Source organism: Hydrogenobacter thermophilus TK-6, assembly GCF_000010785.1.
Lineage (GTDB): Bacteria > Aquificota > Aquificia > Aquificales > Aquificaceae > Hydrogenobacter > Hydrogenobacter thermophilus.
Genome location: NC_013799.1, coordinates 737,151 through 753,067 on the forward strand (window position 1 = coordinate 737,151; position 15,917 = coordinate 753,067).

Genomic DNA, 15,917 nt, shown 5'->3' on the forward strand with positions numbered 1-15,917 from the left:
ATAAACACAAGACATGGAAGAAACCGCTAAAGTAAGGCTTTCAAAAGAGGAAGTAGAGACAATAAAAAGTATAGTAAAAAAATACGACCCAGCGGCAGAAATACTCATATTTGGAAGCAGAACAGACTTAACCAAGAGAGGCGGGGACATTGATATACTGATAGTATCAGGTAAAATAGACTATAGAATAAGAAGAAAAATCAGGGTAGACTTACAGCTTGCCTTAGGAGATAGGAAAGTGGACTTAATAATAACGGACGATCCCGAAAAAAACGAATTTACAAAAATAGCTTATAAGTACGGTGTAAAAATATGAAAATAGAGGAATTAAAAAGAATTTTTTGTGAAAACTTAGAACTCTTAAATAAAAACGCACAATGGCTACTCAAATCCTATGAAAAAGCCGAAAACATAGACTTTTCAAAAAAAGAGTTAACAGATGAAGAGTTGGAAGTACTTGAAACTTTGTCCAATAGATTTGGCAGAACCGTGGATGTACTAATAATAAGGAAAATAAATGAGTATTCTAAAAGAATGAATTATTGTCAGTACGATTGAACATGCTTTGCTTTAACTCTAAGGGTAAGCCCCTTTGCGCTTTCTACAATCACCGCTTGACCCTTCTTTATATCCTCTTCACTTACTGCGTTCCATATCTCTCCTTTTATAAAAACCTTGCCCCTACCGTTGACAAAATCCGTGATAGCCTCCCCTTCCTCACCTATAAGCTCCTCCACACCCAGCATCTTTTTCCTCTTCTGAGCTTTTAGCCCTAACCTGCCTGCAAAGAGGAAAAAGCCAACTGTTAGAACCACCATGGTAGCTATAACAGAGATGGGTATGCTTCCGTAAGGTGATTCTGGACTTATGAGTATAAAGGACCCAAGAGCTAAGGCTATGCCTCCCGCCACTGCAAGCCCTCCAAAAGAAGGAGTTATCACCTCAAGAGCCAAGAGTAAGATACCCGTAAGCACCAACAGAAGCCCCAGCCAGTTTATGCCTACAACACCAAGACCGTACAAACCCAGCAGAAGGGATATGATACCAACGGCGCCAGGGATCACACTGCCTGGATTGTAAAGCTCAAAGAATATGCCGTAAAAACCTATGAGTAAAAGCATGTAAGCAACTGTAGGATTGGTCACAAGCGAAAGAAACTCTTCCCTCAGGCTCTTTTTTACACTGTAAATGGAGGCATCCTTAGTCTTTAAAGTTATCTCTCTGCCGTGTTTTTTTACAATTCTTCCATCCAGCTTGTTAAGCAGTTCTGTCATGTCTGTAGCTATCATATCTATAACCCTTGATTTGAGAGCCTCTTCGGGTGTTAGAGAGATGCTCTCTTTTACCATCTTTTCCACCACCTCCACATTCCTGCCCTTTTCTTTGGCAATGCTTCTTACAAACGCCAGAGCGTCCTGAAGGACTTTCTCCTTCATTACACTGTCTTGTTCACCGCCACCCATCTGAACAGGATGAGCTGCGCCTATGTTGGTGCCGGGGGACATGACCGCTATGTCCGCGGATATGGTTATGATGGCTCCTGCAGATGCTGCGCGACCCCCAGAGGGATATACAAAAACCACCACAGGCAGGGGTGTTCTCTGAAACTCCTGAACTATCTCCCTCATGGAAGATTCAAGACCACCCGGTGTGTTGAGTTCCAGCACAAATAAGGTTCCGCCTTCCTCCTCTGCTTTTGAGAGGCTTCTCTTTATGTAGTCCACCGTCAAGGGTGTTATGGCTTCTTGCCACTCAGCTACAAACACCTTTGAAAAAACCTCTCCAGAGAAGAAAAGAAGCATAAAAAATAGCGGTGCTATAAAGTTTCGCATATCCATGATGGTATGATATAATAAGTCCATTCTTAATTTCAGGAGGCGTAAAATATGGCTGTTCCAAAGAGAAAGACATCCAGATGGAGAAGAGACAACAGAAGAGCTCAAAACTTCTTTTCTAAAGTAAAACTCTCATCTTTGGTGTCTTGTCCTAATTGCGGAGAGCTTACTATCCCCCACAGGGTATGTCCCTACTGCGGATACTACAAAGGCAGGGAAGTCATAAAAGTAAGTTGATGAATAGACCCAAGATAGCCGTTGATTGTATGGGGGGTGATTACGCCCCCGAGGAGATAGTTAAAGGTTGTCTTTTGGCTTGCAGAGAGCTGGAAGTCCTGCTTTATCTGGTAGGTGATGAGAAAAGGATAAGGAATATACTTGAAAGGGAAGGAGCGTGCGATAAAGAGAGGCTTGTGATTGTCCACGCGGATGATGTGGTGGGTATGCACGAACCTGCATCCAACGTGCTAAAAAAGAAAAACTCCTCCCTTTATGTGGCGGGACTTTTGTTGAGAGAGAACAAGGCGGATGGTCTTGTGTCTGCGGGCAATACGGGTGCGGTTCTTACTGTGGGTAAATTTCTGGTTGGAGCGCTGGAAGAGGTAGAAAGACCAGCCATAGGCGTGGCGCTTCCAAACCCAAAGGGGAGGACTGTTCTTATAGATGTGGGTGCCAATGTGGACTGCAAACCCAAACATCTTTTGCAGTTTGCCATAATAGGTCATACTTATGCAAAAGAGATACTGGGCATACAGAATCCAAGAGTAGGTATTTTGAGCATAGGTGAGGAGGAGGGCAAAGGTAATGAGCTTGTCAGGGAATCTTACTCTCTCCTCAAAAGGAGCAAGCTTAACTTTCTGGGCAATGCAGAGGGCAGGGATATATACGCGGGCACCTTTGATGTCATAGTGTGCGATGGTTTTGTGGGGAACGTTATCCTGAAAGCTAGCGAAAGCCTTGGTATGGCTGTCCTGCAGATGATAAAGGAGGAGGTCCAAAAGAGCCTTCTTGCAAAGATAGGCGCACTGCTGATAAAACCGGCTCTTAACAACTTTAAAAAGAAGGCGGATTTTGCAGAGTACGGTGGTATTCCCCTGCTGGGTGCAAAGAAACCCGTTATAATAACTCATGGGAGAGCTAACGCCAAAGCCATAAAGAACGCCATAAGGGTAGCCAACGAGTTTTATCTGCACCACTTTAACGAGAGGCTATCAGAAGACATAAAAAACTTAAGCCCCAAAGAGGTGAGAATCTGATGGGGACTACCTTGACGGGTATTGGGTACTACTTACCGCCAAAAGTTCTTACCAACTTTGACCTGGAGAAGATGGTGGACACTTCTGATGACTGGATAACAACCAGAACGGGCATAAAGGAAAGGAGGATAGCGGATAACGAAAATGTCACTCAGATGGCTTACATGGCAAGCCTTGAAGCTTTAGAGTCTGCAAACATACAGCCAGAAGATATAGACCTTATAATTCTTGCAACTCTTACACCTGAGCTTAAGTTTCCCTCCACAGCCTGCCTTTTGCAGGCTAAGCTGGGAGCCAAAAGGGCTTATGCCTTTGACATATCAGCTGCGTGCAGTGGCTTTATATACGGGCTTGAGCTGGCGGATGCTTACATAAAGTCAGGCAAAGCAAAGAAGATACTCCTTGTTGGCGTTGAAAAACTCTCCGAGATAGTAAACTGGCAGGATAGAAGCACCTGTGTGCTATTTGGGGATGGAGCGGGTGCAGTTATTATAAGTGAAGGTGATGGTGAGGTGCTCTCCTCCAAAATGCTCTCCGACGGCGAGCTGTGGGAGATTTTGTATGCTCCCAAGTGCGGATACATAAACATGAAAGGCAAAGAGCTTTTTAAGCTTGCTGTGAGAAGTATGGAGGAGGTGTGCAGGTATGTGCTTGAGTCAGCTGGTATTAGCATAGAAGATGTAAGCATTATGATACCCCATCAGGCAAACATAAGGATAATGGAAGCCCTCGCGGAGAAGCTCGGCATGCCAAAGGAGAAGGTCTATTCCAACATACACAAATACGGCAATACCAGCGCAGCCTCCATACCTATAGCCATGTACGAAGCATACAAGGAAGGTAAGCTAAGGAGGGGTGATATCGTCATGCTAACAGCCATGGGAGGAGGGCTCACATGGGGAGCAATGCTCCTGAGGTTTTAGGACTCTCTTCAGGCCAAGCTAAGGAAAGGCTTTTAAGGTATGGCTACAACACGGTAGAAGGTAGAAAGAGATTAAGCGACCTGGAAATACTTTTAAACCAGTTTAAAAACCCTTACTACCTGTTGCTCCTTTTTACTGCCATCCTGTCCGCATTCCTAGGAGAAAAGACGGATGCTGTTGTGATAGTGAGCATAATACTGCTGGGAAGTCTTCTGGACTTCTGGCAGGAGAGAGGAGCATACAGAACTGTGGAAAAGCTTCTTACCGTTGTAAAAACCAGAGCTACAGTCATAAGGGATGGTGAGGAGAAGGATGTACCCCTGGAGGAGGTGGTTCCGGAAGATGCTGTGGTTCTGAGGGCGGGAGATATGGTGCCTGCGGACGGAGTAGTTCTCCAAGCCAAGGACCTGTTTGTTAACGAGGCGCTCATGACCGGAGAAGCCTATCCTGTGGAGAAAACAACGGGAAGCACCCTTTACATGGGTACGCATGTGGTTAGCGGATTTGGAATCATGAAGGTTTTGAAAACAGGTAGAAATACAGAGTACGGTAAAGTCGTGGAAAAGTTAAGGCTCGGAAAGGGGGAGACGGACTTTGAGAGAGGTCTCAGGCGCTTTGGTTATACTCTACTTGAGGTAGCAACCCTTCTCATACTTTTAGTCTTCGCCATAAATGCCTACTACAACAGAGGCGTTATCAACTCACTGCTCTTTGCTCTCTCCTTAGGTATAGGTATAACACCTGCGCTACTCCCTGCAGTTGTAAGCATAGGACTATCTTACGGTGCAAGATACATGGCGCGCAAAAACGCGATAGTAAAAAGGTTAGCATCCATAGAGAACTTTGGGAGCATGACTGTTCTGTGCTGTGATAAGACAGGAACGCTCACGGAAGGAAGTATGGAAGTCTATACCGTTAAGAACATCCTTGACGAGGATGATGAGAGGATAGCTCTTCTTTCTTATGTAAATTCCTGCTTTCAGACAGGCTACAAAAATCCCGTAGATGAGGCTATAAAGAAGAGCTTTGGAACTTTGGACATCTCCCAATTTCAAAAGCTTGACGAACTTCCTTACGACTTTAACAGGAAAAGGCTATCAGTGCTGGTTAAAAAAGGTGAGGAAAGCCTCCTGATAACCAAGGGAGCATACTCCCATGTGCTTGAAGTGTGTAAGTATGCGCAAGTAAAGGAAAAAGTGATTGAGATTAAAGAAGTCTTAGGTAAGATTGAGGAGGTTTATGCTCGCTACAGCGGGCAGGGTTTTAAGCTGATAGCGGTAGCCTACAGGCTTTTTGGAGGTGAATCGCTGAATTATGAGGATGAGAAAGATGAGGTCTTTTTGGGCTTTCTTATTCTACATGACCCTCTGAGGAAAGACGCAAAGGAGCTTGTGGAGAAGCTTTTAAGCCTTGGTATAGAGCTCAGAATAATAACCGGAGACAACAAACTTGTTGCCAAGTATGTGGCGGAGCGGATAGGTCTTAAGGGTGAAATCATGAGCGGTGGGGATTTTGAAAAGCTCTCGGAAGAAGCGCTGGTGAGAAGAGTTAGAGACACCTCCGTGTTTGCAGAGCTTACACCTTTGCAAAAGGATAGGGTAGTTACCGCTCTGAGGAAGGCAGGCTATGTGGTAGGATACATGGGAGATGGTATAAACGATGTTGCCGCAATGAGAAGTGCGGATGTGGCTATATCGGTGGAGAATGCGGTGGATGTGGCTAAAGAAACCGCGGATATAGTACTTCTAAAGTCTGATTTAAACACGGTTATAGATGCAGTGCTTGAAGGAAGGAGAATTTTTATAAACACCATGAAATACCTGTTTATGCAAACAAGCTCTAACTTTGGAAATGTCTTCTCTATGGCTGGAGCCTCCCTTCTGATACCTTTCTTGCCTATGCTACCCAAGCAGGTATTGACCGCAAACCTTCTAACGGATAGTGCAGTAATGTCAATCCCCACAGACAGAGTAGATGATGACTGGACAAAGAGTCCCAAAAGGTGGAACATAGAGTTCATAAGAAGGTTCATGCTCTTCTTTGGACCTTTGAGCTCCATATTTGACTACATTACCTTTATTTTCCTTCTGTATGTGCTTAGAGTAAATCAGGAAACTTTTCGGTCCGCATGGTTCCTTGAGGGATTATTTACGCAGATCCTCGTATTACTTCTTCTGCGCACCCAAAGAATATTTATAAAGAGCAGACCTTCACCCCTCCTTATGCTTACCGTACTCACTGTTGGAATAGTAGGGCTTATATTACCCTTTACTCCCTTGGGTAGTATGTTAGAGTTGAGACCTCTGCCTACCCCTCTGTACGCTTTTGTCCTTTGGATAACCCTCCTTTACTTTATATCCGTGGAAGCTGTCAAGAAATTCTTTTACAGAAAGTATAACTTTTAAACCCCAGTATATCTTTCCTTTACCTTCTTTATCCTCCAAAGGGCTTTGCTGTCTTCGGGTGTTATGAGGCTGTATGCTTTGCCATAACTTCCTACTCTTCCCGTTCTTCCTATTCTGTGTATATAAACCTCAGGGTCTTCGGGTATCTGATAGTTAATCACCAGACTTACACCCTTTATGTCAAGACCTCTTGAGGCTACATCCGTAGCAACCACCGTTTTCACTTTACCCTCTCTGAAAAGCTTGAGAGCGTTTTCTCTCTGCCTTTGGGTCATATCTCCGTGCAAAGACACTACGCTAAAGCCTCTGTTTTTGAGTTCCTGAGATATATCTCGTGCATCCTTCTTGGTTCTCACAAAAATAATAACTTTTTCCAGAAGATGTTCTCTGAGTATCCTCTCAAGCTCGGATATCTTTTGCTTGGATGAGTTAAGCCTTATGAGCCTCTCCTCTATCTTTGGCTTTAGCTCTGCAGATATTACCCTTACGAATTTGTAGTCATCTTTTAAGTGCTTTCTTGCAAGCAGTTCTATCTCCTTTGGTATGGTCGCGGAAAAGAGAAAGGTCTGTCTGTCTTTTGGTGTATAGGCTATTATGCTCTCTATGTCCTCCACAAAGCCCATGTCAAGCATAAGGTCCGCTTCATCAAGGACAAGAAAGGAAACACCACCAAGGTTTAGCACCCCCCTACTTAGGAGGTCCTTTATCCTGCCAGGCGTGCCTATGACTATGTTAGGTACAACCTTGGATAGAAGTTCAAGGTCTCTCCTTACAGGTGTTCCTCCGTAAAAGACAAACACCTTAAGAGCTTTGTACTTGGATAGGGCATAGAGCTGTTCTTTAACCTGAAGGGCAAGCTCACGGGTAGGTGTAAGAACCAGAGCCTTTAAGCCGTCATCTTTGCTTATCTTCTCTACTATGGGAATGCCAAAGGCAGCAGTTTTCCCCGTTCCCGTTGCCGCCTGACCCATAATGTCATAACCTTTCAAAGCTAAAGGTATAGCTTCCTTCTGTATGGGTGTGGGTTCCTCATAACCCAGATCCCTTATTGCCTTCTGAAGTATTTCACTAAGCTGTTGAAAATTAAACTCCATAAATAAAAAACCTCCTTATCTAATTATAGTCCTTTTTACACCTTTTGCAAAAATTCTTATAATCTAATATTAGTTGGGTTTATAACGCAATAAAAGTTTCTTATTGAAACCATTTTTTAGATAGAATACAATTATCAGGCAAATTATAAAAATAAAATAGGAGGTAGAAAATATGCTTAGCAGGCGGAGTTTTTTGAAAGGCAGCCTTGTTGCAACGGCAGGGGGGCTTCTGGTGCCAAAGTATGTATTGGCATCGGTTGACCCTTCCTTGCTAAGTACTGCGGCAAAGGAGCTTCCCGAGGGAGTTTTAGAGGAGCAGGTGCTGGAAGCTCTACCTGGCAAAAAGCCACTGATAAAAAAGACCTACAGAGCTCCCAACTACGAAACCCCAGTTAAGTACTTTAACGAGATCTTTACACCCAACGATGTCTTCTTTGTGAGGTACCACCTTTCCAACATACCTGAGGTGGATGCACGCACTTGGAAGCTAACAGTAGGGGGCGATGCGGTAGAGAGACCTCTCGAGCTGACGCTAAATGACTTAAAGACCAAGTTTGAACAGGTGGAACTGGTGGCTTTGTGTCAGTGCTCCGGAAACAGAAGAGGACTCTTTAAACCTCATGTAGCGGGTGTAGAATGGGGATATGGGGCTATGGGAAATGCCAAGTGGAAGGGAGTCAGGTTAAAAGATATCTTAGAAAAGGCAGGACTAAAAGCCAATGCCCTTGAGGTGGTGGTTGACGGTGCAGACACGGGTGTAGCAGCGGGTACGCCTGATTTTGTAAAGAGCATACCTGTCTGGAAGGCTCTTGACGAAAACACCATAATAGCCTACGAGATGAATGGAGAGCCACTGCCTCACTGGAATGGATTCCCCGCAAGGCTGATAGTGCCTGGCTGGACTGCCACTTACTGGATGAAGCATATAGTGTCTATCAATGTAGTTTCCAAACCCTTTGACGGCTTTTGGATGAAAAGTGCGTACAGAATACCCCTCGGCAAGTTTCCCATAAGGGACAGGTTCATATCTCAGGAAACTGCTGTCAACACACCCATAACGGAGATAGTTGTAAACTCTCTGATAACCAACATAAACGACGGGCAGACTTTCAGACTGGGACAGGTGATTGAAGTCAGAGGTATAGCGTGGGACGGTGGCTACGGCATAAACATGGTAGAAATCTCTACCGACGGTGGCAAGACCTGGCGTGAAGCCGAGCTAGGCAAAGACTACGGGCGCTACTCCTGGAGGCAGTTCACCTACAGGTTCAAACCCAGCAAAAAGGGAGCTTATACCATAATGGCAAAGGCAAGCAACAGACTTGGGCAGACCCAGACCTTTGAACTCATATGGAACCCGGCAGGATACCACCACAATGTGGTGCAAAAGATAAACATAAAGGTAGTGTAAGGAGGTAAAAAAACATGAAAAGGGTGATGTTCTTTGGATTTTTGTTGGCTTCTCTCTCCTTTGCGGGGGAGGAGAAGGTCAAGCTCAAAGATGGAGAAGGCAAGGCTCTGGTGGAAGCTAACTGCTCTGTATGCCACAGTCTTGACTACATACAGATGAACTCTCCCTTCCTTGACAAAAAAGGATGGGAAGCCGAGGTTAACAAGATGATAAAAGTCTTTGGTGCACCCGTAAAACAGGAGGATGTTCCCAAGATAGTGGAGTACCTTACCAAGTACTACGGTAAGAAGGACTAAGTGCTAAAATATCTTTATGTACGACCTTGTGGTGGTGGGTGGAGGACCTGCGGGTTCCTCCTGCGCCTACCACGCTTCAAAAAATGGTCTTAAGGTTCTTCTCCTTGAGAAGCATAAAGTACCGAGATTTAAACTCTGCGCAGGCTGTCTCTCAAAGAGAATATCTTCACACCTTCCAGATGGCTGGGAAAAGCTGGTACTAAACAGGATAAAAGGGGGTGTATTGGGATACGCCGGCAGAGAAGATTTTGAGCTTATGAACGACCAAGATATAGCCTACATTGTAGACAGAGCTGAGTTTGATGCCTTCCTTTTGGAAAAGGCGCAGGAGGAGGGGGTTGAGGTTTTGCAGGAGTGCGAGGTATTAAGCATAGAGGCAAACTCTGGCAAGTGTAAAGTTGTTACATCAAAAGGCTCTTTTTACGGGGATTTTTTGGTAGGTGCTGATGGCTTTTATTCAACAGTAGCCAAAGCTCTGGGATACAAAAAAAGTAAGTTTTTTAAGTCCCTTGAATTTTTCACTTTTGGAGACCTTGTGGAAAAAGTCATCATAGACATAGGATGGGTCAAAAGAGGATACGCGTGGGTGTTTCCAAAGGGGGATAGGCTAAGTGTAGGGATAGCTTGCAGGGAAGGAGGGGATCTTAGTAAAAACCTTTTTGAGTATGCAAAGACAAGGGGTATAAAAATTGATGGGAGAGTGTATGGCTGGCATATTCCTTATATGGAGAGGGAAAGGGATGTGTTTTATGGTGCTGGTCGTGTGCTTCTGGTGGGTGATGCTGCGAATCTGACAGACCCTTTATTGGGAGAGGGTATATACTACGCGGTGCTAAGCGGTAAGCTGGCAGTTCAGGCTATAGCTGAATCGCCGTCAGAACCACTGGCGCTATACAGAGAGCTTCTAAAAGGTTTAGTGTCGGAGCTTGTGTACGCTGGAAAGATAGCATCCCTAGGCTACAGGTTTCAGAAGGTGGCTTACAGTATGAGCAAGAAGGGAATACTCAAGCACTACTACAGACTTCTTACGGGAGAGTTAAGCTACAGAGAGCTTTACATAAAGGGTTGGTTTTACTTTTTAAAAGAGCTTGTGAGCGAGTACGCAAATATTTATAATTATTTGAGGAGGTAGAAAGATGGACTTTCTCGGAAGGGATTTATCACCTCTTACACAGGAGGAGTGGAGCGCGCTGGAAAGTACTGTGGTTGAAGTATTTAAAAAGTCTGTTGTTTGCAGGAGATTTATGAGCGTTGTAGGTCCCATAGGTGCTGGCCATCAGGTTATATCTTACGATGTGTTTCTGGGTGTGGAGCCCGGAAGCTGTGAGGTAAGACCCGGCGAAGAAAGTCAGGTGTGCGAGCCGGTAAGAACTGGCACAAGAAAACACCTCGTTATGCCTACCATATACAAACCCTTTAACATAAGCTGGAGAGACCTTGAGTACTGGAGGCAGTTTAATCTGCCAATAGATGCATCCTCTGCTGCATCAGCAGCCTTTGCTACCGCGGTGGCGGAAGACACTCTCATACTTCATGGCAACAAAAAGCTTGAGATTGAAGGTCTTCTTACGGTGGAAGGAAGACAGAGCATGTCCATGAGCGACTGGGATGTGGTGGGCAATGCCTTCAGCGATGTGTCTATGGGCATTTCCAAGCTCTCTGAGATGGGCTTTTTTGGACCTTACTATCTGGTGCTGAACCCAAAGCAGTACTTCCAGCTCAACAGAGTCTATCACAACACGGGTCTCCTTGAGCTGGAGCAGATAAAGAAAGTGGTGGCGGATGTTTTCTACACCCCCATAATGCCTGAGGGCAAGGCACTGCTTGTTTCTGCTGGACCTCAAAACATAGACATTGTCATAGGGCTGGATGTTAGCCTGGTTTATGTGGAAAGCACCAACATGGTGCATCAGTTCAGAGTTATGGAGGTGATAGCTCCCAGGATAAAGCGTCCGGGTGCGGTGCTGGTCATTGGGAAGTAAGAGCTTTCCAGAGAAGGTCTGCTACTTCTCCTTTGATGTCTTTATATTTCTCTAAGAGTCCGGCTTGGGTAAATAAAAAGACCCTCTCAAGAGTTCCCACAAACATAGCCAGCGCCAGCTCAGCCCTGATTTTAATAACCCCTCTCCCTTCTTCCAAAAGCTTAAGGATAGCATCTTTTGGTAGCTTTTTAAACTCCTTGACTTCCTCCGCTCTCAGGTAATGAAAAAGGTCAAGGTACTTAAAAGCTTCCGGGTTTTCAAAACAGAAGCTCAAAAATTCCTCAACAGCTCTGTAAAACTTATCTCTGTATGTTTTTTCCTCAAAAGCCAGCATAAGCCTGTCGTAAAACTCTTCTGAATACATGCCAAAGAGTCCCCTGACTATCTCGTCCTTGCTGGTAAAGTGCCTGTAGATGGCTCCCTCTGTTATACCCACTTCTTTGGCTATGTCCTTTATAGTTGTTTCCCTTATGCCTTTTTCAGAAAAGAGTTTAAGCGCTGACTCTAATATTCTCTTCTTGGTATCCTTCCTTTTTACTCTCATACCTTTATTATAGCAGAAAGTGATGGCTTACTCTCTTTTAAGTATGCTGAAGGTGTGGCTTGTGCCTATCCTTTCTGCTCCCATCTTTAAAAATCTCTCTGCTTGCTCAGCTGTTCTTATACCACCAGAAGCCTTTACCTTTATGCGTCCCTTTGATAGCTCTACCAGAAGTTTCACATCTTCCTCACTGGCACCCGCCGGAGCGTACCCCGTAGAGGTTTTGACAAACTCAAAACCTGCATCCACAGCAAGCTCCAAAGCTAACTTCTTCTCCTCATGGCTCAAATAAGCTGTTTCTATTATTAATTTTCTCGTGTAGCCTTTTGTATGCCTCCCTATAGCCTTTAGCTCCTCCGCCACATACTTAGTAAGACCGCTTTTGAAAGCTGAGATGTTCATAACTATGTCCAGCTCGTGCGCGCCATCTTCCAAAGCCCTGAGAGCCTGCAACACTTTTTGCTCCTTTGTGTCAAGCCCAAAGGGGAAGGATATTACAGAACAGACTTTAAGTTTACCCCCAGATAGTTCGGTTGCTTTTTTCACCCAGAATGGATTCACACAGACTGCGTAAACGCCAAGCTCTATGCATCTTCCTATATGCTCCTCCAGGTCCCTCAGAGTCTGACTGGGTTTTAGTACAGAATGGTCTATGTAGCTGTTTATATCCACGAGCTTACCCCATAGGTGAGGTCATGATGTATGGATAGCAGAGCCTTTGCTCCTTCCCCGGCAGCTGTTATTATCTGTTTGGCAAATATGTTGGTGCAGTCTCCAGCTGCGTAAATACCTCTCTCTGAGGTTCTGTTGTTGCAGTCTATTATAATCTCATCCCTGCTTGTGGTCAAAACCCCCAGACTTTTAGCCAGCTCCGAGTTAGGCTTTAGTCCCACTTCTACAAATACGCCCTGCACTTCAAGTGTGTATGTGCTTCTGCTTTGCAGGTCTTCCACAAGCACCTCCCTGACACCGGTTTTATCTCCCCTTATCTCCAGCACTCTGTGCCTTAGCAGAGGTTTAACTTTTGGGTGGCTTAGCACATTTTCTCTTAGCACCTCGTCCGCAACAAACCTGTCTGATATCTCTATGAGGTAAATCTCGGAAGCGTAGTGAGTCAGCTGCTGTGCAGCCTCAAAGCCCGAGTTTCCCCCTCCCACCACCGCCACCTTAACATCCCTGAAGAAGGGAGCATCGCAAGTATAGCAGTAAGAGACCCCTCTTCCTGTGTATTCCTTTTCCCCCGGTACATTGAGCCTTCTGTGCTCCGCACCTGTGCAGAAGAGGAGGGTTTTTGCAGAGTACTCCTTTCCTGAAAGAGTTCTGGCTACAAAGCCATCACTGACTTTCCTGACTTCTATCACCCTGTCCAGCACGGGCTCTACGCCCAGTCTTTCCATTTGCTGTATTATCTTCTCAACAAAGGCTATACCGTCCACCATAGCGTAGCCCAGGTAGTTTTCTATCTCCCCAGCCTTTATCACCTGACCCCCCACTTCCTCCGTTATGAGGACAAAATCCATTCTCTTCCTTGATGCATATATGCTGGCGGATATACCCGCGGGTCCACCACCTATTATTAAAAGCTGGTGCATGCAGTATATTTTAAACTGTTCCTTCTTCCCTTATACTCTCCTTGGATAGAATGTAGTTCCTTCTCATGATGGCTCTGTTTAAGGCATCTACAAAACCGCTTACGCTGGCTTTTATTATGTCCGTATCCACGCCTCTACCTGAGGCTTTTACATTATCCAGCTCTATCACAAGGCGCGCCTCTGCCTGCGCATCCGTGTTGGGGGTGAGAGCTTTTATAGAAAAGTCAATGAGTCTGGGCTCCACCTTAAGAGCTTTCTGTATGGCTTTTATCACAGCATCCACAGGACCGTTTCCCGTAGATGTGGCAGTCCTTTCTTCACCTCTAAAGCTCAGCACTACTGTAGCGGTAGGAAGCAGGTTGTCCCCTGTCTGAACCTGATAGTGTTTTACCTTTATAGGCTCTTCCTCCTCCACCTTCATAAACTCTTCGTATATGAGGGCTTCCAAATCCTCATCATATACCTCCTTTTTCTTATCCGCAAGAGCCTTGAACTTTTCAAAGATCCTCTCCAGGTCTTCATCGCTTAGCTTAAAGCCAAGTTCATTCAGTCTCCTCTTTAGAGCGTGCCTCCCTGAGTGTTTACCAAGTATTATTCTGGTGGAGGGAAAACCTACATCCTCGGGGTTCATTATCTCGTAGGTGAGAGGGTGAGCCAGCACACCGTGCTGGTGTATGCCCGATTCATGAGCAAAGGCATTATCCCCCACTATAGCCTTGTTGGGTTGAACAAAAGAGCCGGTTATCCTGCAAAGGAGCCTGCTGGTTTTGTATATCTCTCTGGTGTTTATGTCCGTGTAGAGCCCTCCAAAGAAGTCTTTGCGCACTTTGAGAGCCATCACTATCTCCTCAAGGGCTGCGTTTCCTGCTCTTTCACCTATGCCGTTGATGGTGCACTCTACCTGTCTTGCACCGTGCTTTACCGCCATAAGGGAGTTGGCAACAGCCATCCCAAGGTCATCATGACAGTGCACGCTTATAATGGCTCTGTCTATGTTGGGCACGTTGTTCCTTATGTCCTCTATGAGCCTTGCAAACTCTTCTGGCACCGCATAGCCAACGGTGTCGGGAATGTTTATAACGGTAGCACCTGCCTTTATGGCTGTTTCTATCACCCTGTAGAGGAACTCTCTCTGGCTTCTGGTGGCATCCTCGCAGGAAAACTCCACATCGTCAGTAAACCTTCTGGCAAACTCCACAGCTTTTTTAGCCCTTTCCAGAACCTCCTCTGGGGACATCCTAAGCTTGTACTTCATGTGTATCTCGGAAGTAGCTATGAAGGTGTGTATCCTCTTTCTTCTGGCTGGCTTTAGAGCCTCCCCTGCTAGCTCTATGTCCTTTTCCAATGCTCTGGCAAGGGAGCATATTATCGGACCTTCTACCTGCTGTGCTATCAGATGGACGCTCTCAAAGTCTCCCTTAGATGCTGCTGCAAAGCCTGCCTCTATAACATCCACCCCCAGCTTGGCAAGTTGGTGAGCCATCTGAAGTTTTTCATCAGCAGTCATAGAAAAACCCGGCGCTTGCTCTCCGTCTCTCAGCGTGGTGTCAAATATGTAAACCTTCTCCATTTTCCAGAAACCTCCTTTAAATGATAATAATTCTCAATTAAATAAAAGTCAAGCGGGTATGAGGTGTGCATAGTGGGCGCTCAATTTGAAAAGCTTTTGTGCCATAGCCTTTGCCTGCTCTTTCTGCTGGTAGTTAGGGTCATCCAGAAGAAAGCTGTTTACTTTCCCTCTCACATAGGCCCTGTAGCACTTGAAAAAGGGCAGGAAAATATCAAAATCCTCGTCCATTGAAAAGCTTTTATACTCATCCTCGTAAGCTCGGGACAGCTCGCTTTTGCCATAAAAGTCCAGCTCCATAGAGAGAAAACACATATCATTTATCACATCACCACACCTGAAGCGCTCGTTGAACTCAATGCAGTCAAATATGCATATACCCTCCTCCAGAAAAGCCACATGCTCCAGCCTGAGGTCTCCGTGCCCGTCTCTTATCCTACCTTCTTTTATTCTCTTATTAAAAAGCTCGGCGTATCTCTTGTAAAAAGCCTCCGTCTTATCCACTATAAACTGATAGTCCTTCCTGTCTATGGTTATACCTATGTACTTTTTTGTCTGTTCAAAATTTTCATCAGTGTTGAACTTCATAACTTCCAACTTTCCAAATTCGTTCCTTATTTCGGCTTCCCGATGAAACTTAGCTATGTGTCTTGCAATACTTCTTATTTGTTCTTCAGATACACTGCTTAGCATATTTACCAAAAGTTTCTCCTGGGGTATTCTCCTCATCTTTACTGCATACTCTACCACTTTGCTATCATTCTCTATAAGGTAGCTTCCGTTGACATAACTTATAGGTACAACGCCTAGATATATGCCCTTGCAGAACCTTCTGTTTAAAAAGACTTCTCTCTCGCAGTTTTCCTTTCTCTTTTCAAGGGTGGAGTAGTCAAGAAACCCAAAGTTGACAGGTTTTTTTATCTTGTAGACCACATCCTTTGCTATAAGCACCCAGCTGGTGTGAGTTTGAACAACCTCAGCACCCAGCGCCTCTGCCAGAGCTTCTACCATTCTT

At 45.1% G+C, this 15,917-nt stretch carries 17 protein-coding genes; 10 read left to right on the forward strand and 7 right to left on the reverse strand.

The window, feature by feature from the left end; all coding sequences use genetic code 11:
• Nucleotides 1-13: 13 nt before the first annotated feature.
• Nucleotides 14-316, forward strand: a complete 303-nt coding sequence (locus tag HTH_RS04000; protein WP_012963439.1) for a nucleotidyltransferase domain-containing protein — start codon at nucleotides 14-16, stop codon at nucleotides 314-316.
• On the forward strand, nucleotides 313-558 hold the full coding sequence (locus HTH_RS04005) for a hypothetical protein (RefSeq protein ID WP_012963440.1): 246 nt from the start codon (nucleotides 313-315) through the stop codon (nucleotides 556-558). The genes HTH_RS04000 and HTH_RS04005 overlap by 4 nt, the downstream gene beginning before the upstream one ends.
• Here the strand turns inward: HTH_RS04005 and HTH_RS04010 are convergent.
• A complete protein-coding gene (locus tag HTH_RS04010; protein ID WP_014462592.1) occupies nucleotides 546-1,838 on the reverse strand; it encodes an NfeD family protein in 1,293 nt (430 codons plus the stop codon). The genes HTH_RS04005 and HTH_RS04010 overlap by 13 nt on opposite strands.
• A 48-nt stretch (nucleotides 1,839-1,886) precedes the next feature.
• On the opposite strand from HTH_RS04010, the gene rpmF reads away from it, so the two are divergent.
• From rpmF to mgtA, 4 genes are read left to right on the forward strand one after another with little or no spacing between them, the layout of a single operon-like run.
• The gene (gene rpmF, locus HTH_RS04015; protein WP_012963442.1) at nucleotides 1,887-2,072 is read left to right on the forward strand and encodes a 50S ribosomal protein L32; all 186 of its coding nucleotides are present in this window, start codon (nucleotides 1,887-1,889) and stop codon (nucleotides 2,070-2,072) included.
• Nucleotides 2,072-3,091 carry a phosphate acyltransferase PlsX gene (gene plsX / locus HTH_RS04020; RefSeq protein WP_012963443.1) on the forward strand — a complete coding sequence of 340 codons (1,020 nt, stop codon included), beginning with the start codon at nucleotides 2,072-2,074 and terminating at the stop codon, nucleotides 3,089-3,091. Before rpmF ends, plsX begins: the two co-directional genes overlap by 1 nt.
• A complete protein-coding gene (locus HTH_RS04025) occupies nucleotides 3,091-4,014 on the forward strand; it encodes a beta-ketoacyl-ACP synthase III (RefSeq protein ID WP_012963444.1) in 924 nt (307 codons plus the stop codon). Before plsX ends, HTH_RS04025 begins: the two co-directional genes overlap by 1 nt.
• Nucleotides 3,987-6,419, forward strand: coding sequence for a magnesium-translocating P-type ATPase (gene mgtA, locus HTH_RS04030; RefSeq protein WP_012963445.1), 2,433 nt, complete (start codon nucleotides 3,987-3,989; stop codon nucleotides 6,417-6,419). Before HTH_RS04025 ends, mgtA begins: the two co-directional genes overlap by 28 nt.
• Here mgtA and HTH_RS04035 read toward each other — a convergent pair.
• Nucleotides 6,416-7,513 carry a DEAD/DEAH box helicase gene (locus HTH_RS04035; RefSeq protein WP_012963446.1) on the reverse strand — a complete coding sequence of 366 codons (1,098 nt, stop codon included), beginning with the start codon at nucleotides 7,511-7,513 and terminating at the stop codon, nucleotides 6,416-6,418. The genes mgtA and HTH_RS04035 overlap by 4 nt on opposite strands.
• A gap of 172 nt (nucleotides 7,514-7,685) precedes the next feature.
• On the opposite strand from HTH_RS04035, the gene HTH_RS04040 reads away from it, so the two are divergent.
• The 4 genes from HTH_RS04040 to HTH_RS04055 are packed head-to-tail and all read left to right on the forward strand — an operon-like array spanning nucleotide 7,686 to nucleotide 11,202.
• Entirely contained in the window at nucleotides 7,686-8,924 is a 1,239-nt protein-coding gene (locus HTH_RS04040) for a molybdopterin-dependent oxidoreductase (RefSeq protein WP_012963447.1), read from the forward strand.
• Nucleotides 8,925-8,938: 14 nt separating this feature from the next.
• Nucleotides 8,939-9,220 (forward strand): c-type cytochrome, encoded by a 282-nt coding sequence (locus tag HTH_RS04045; protein ID WP_012963448.1) that lies wholly within the window; start codon nucleotides 8,939-8,941, stop codon nucleotides 9,218-9,220.
• 16 nt (nucleotides 9,221-9,236) lie between these two features.
• Nucleotides 9,237-10,352 (forward strand): geranylgeranyl reductase family protein, encoded by a 1,116-nt coding sequence (locus tag HTH_RS04050; protein ID WP_012963449.1) that lies wholly within the window; start codon nucleotides 9,237-9,239, stop codon nucleotides 10,350-10,352.
• A 4-nt stretch (nucleotides 10,353-10,356) separates the two neighbouring features.
• The gene (locus tag HTH_RS04055; protein WP_012963450.1) at nucleotides 10,357-11,202 is read left to right on the forward strand and encodes a family 1 encapsulin nanocompartment shell protein; all 846 of its coding nucleotides are present in this window, start codon (nucleotides 10,357-10,359) and stop codon (nucleotides 11,200-11,202) included.
• Here the strand turns inward: HTH_RS04055 and HTH_RS04060 are convergent.
• From HTH_RS04060 to HTH_RS04080, 5 genes are read right to left on the reverse strand one after another with little or no spacing between them, the layout of a single operon-like run.
• A complete protein-coding gene (locus HTH_RS04060; RefSeq protein ID WP_012963451.1) occupies nucleotides 11,189-11,746 on the reverse strand; it encodes a TetR/AcrR family transcriptional regulator in 558 nt (185 codons plus the stop codon). The two genes, HTH_RS04055 and HTH_RS04060, sit on opposite strands and share 14 nt — an antisense overlap.
• Nucleotides 11,747-11,773: 27 nt before the next feature.
• Complete coding sequence (deoC, locus tag HTH_RS04065; protein ID WP_012963452.1) at nucleotides 11,774-12,415, reverse strand: deoxyribose-phosphate aldolase; 642 nt, start codon at nucleotides 12,413-12,415, stop codon at nucleotides 11,774-11,776.
• Nucleotides 12,406-13,335, reverse strand: coding sequence for an NAD(P)/FAD-dependent oxidoreductase (locus HTH_RS04070; RefSeq protein WP_012963453.1), 930 nt, complete (start codon nucleotides 13,333-13,335; stop codon nucleotides 12,406-12,408). Before HTH_RS04070 ends, deoC begins: the two co-directional genes overlap by 10 nt.
• A gap of 10 nt (nucleotides 13,336-13,345) precedes the next feature.
• A complete protein-coding gene (gene leuA / locus HTH_RS04075; RefSeq protein ID WP_012963454.1) occupies nucleotides 13,346-14,905 on the reverse strand; it encodes a 2-isopropylmalate synthase in 1,560 nt (519 codons plus the stop codon).
• A gap of 48 nt (nucleotides 14,906-14,953) precedes the next feature.
• Nucleotides 14,954-15,913, reverse strand: coding sequence for a gluconokinase (locus HTH_RS04080; RefSeq protein ID WP_012963455.1), 960 nt, complete (start codon nucleotides 15,911-15,913; stop codon nucleotides 14,954-14,956).
• Nucleotides 15,914-15,917 lie beyond the last annotated feature (4 nt).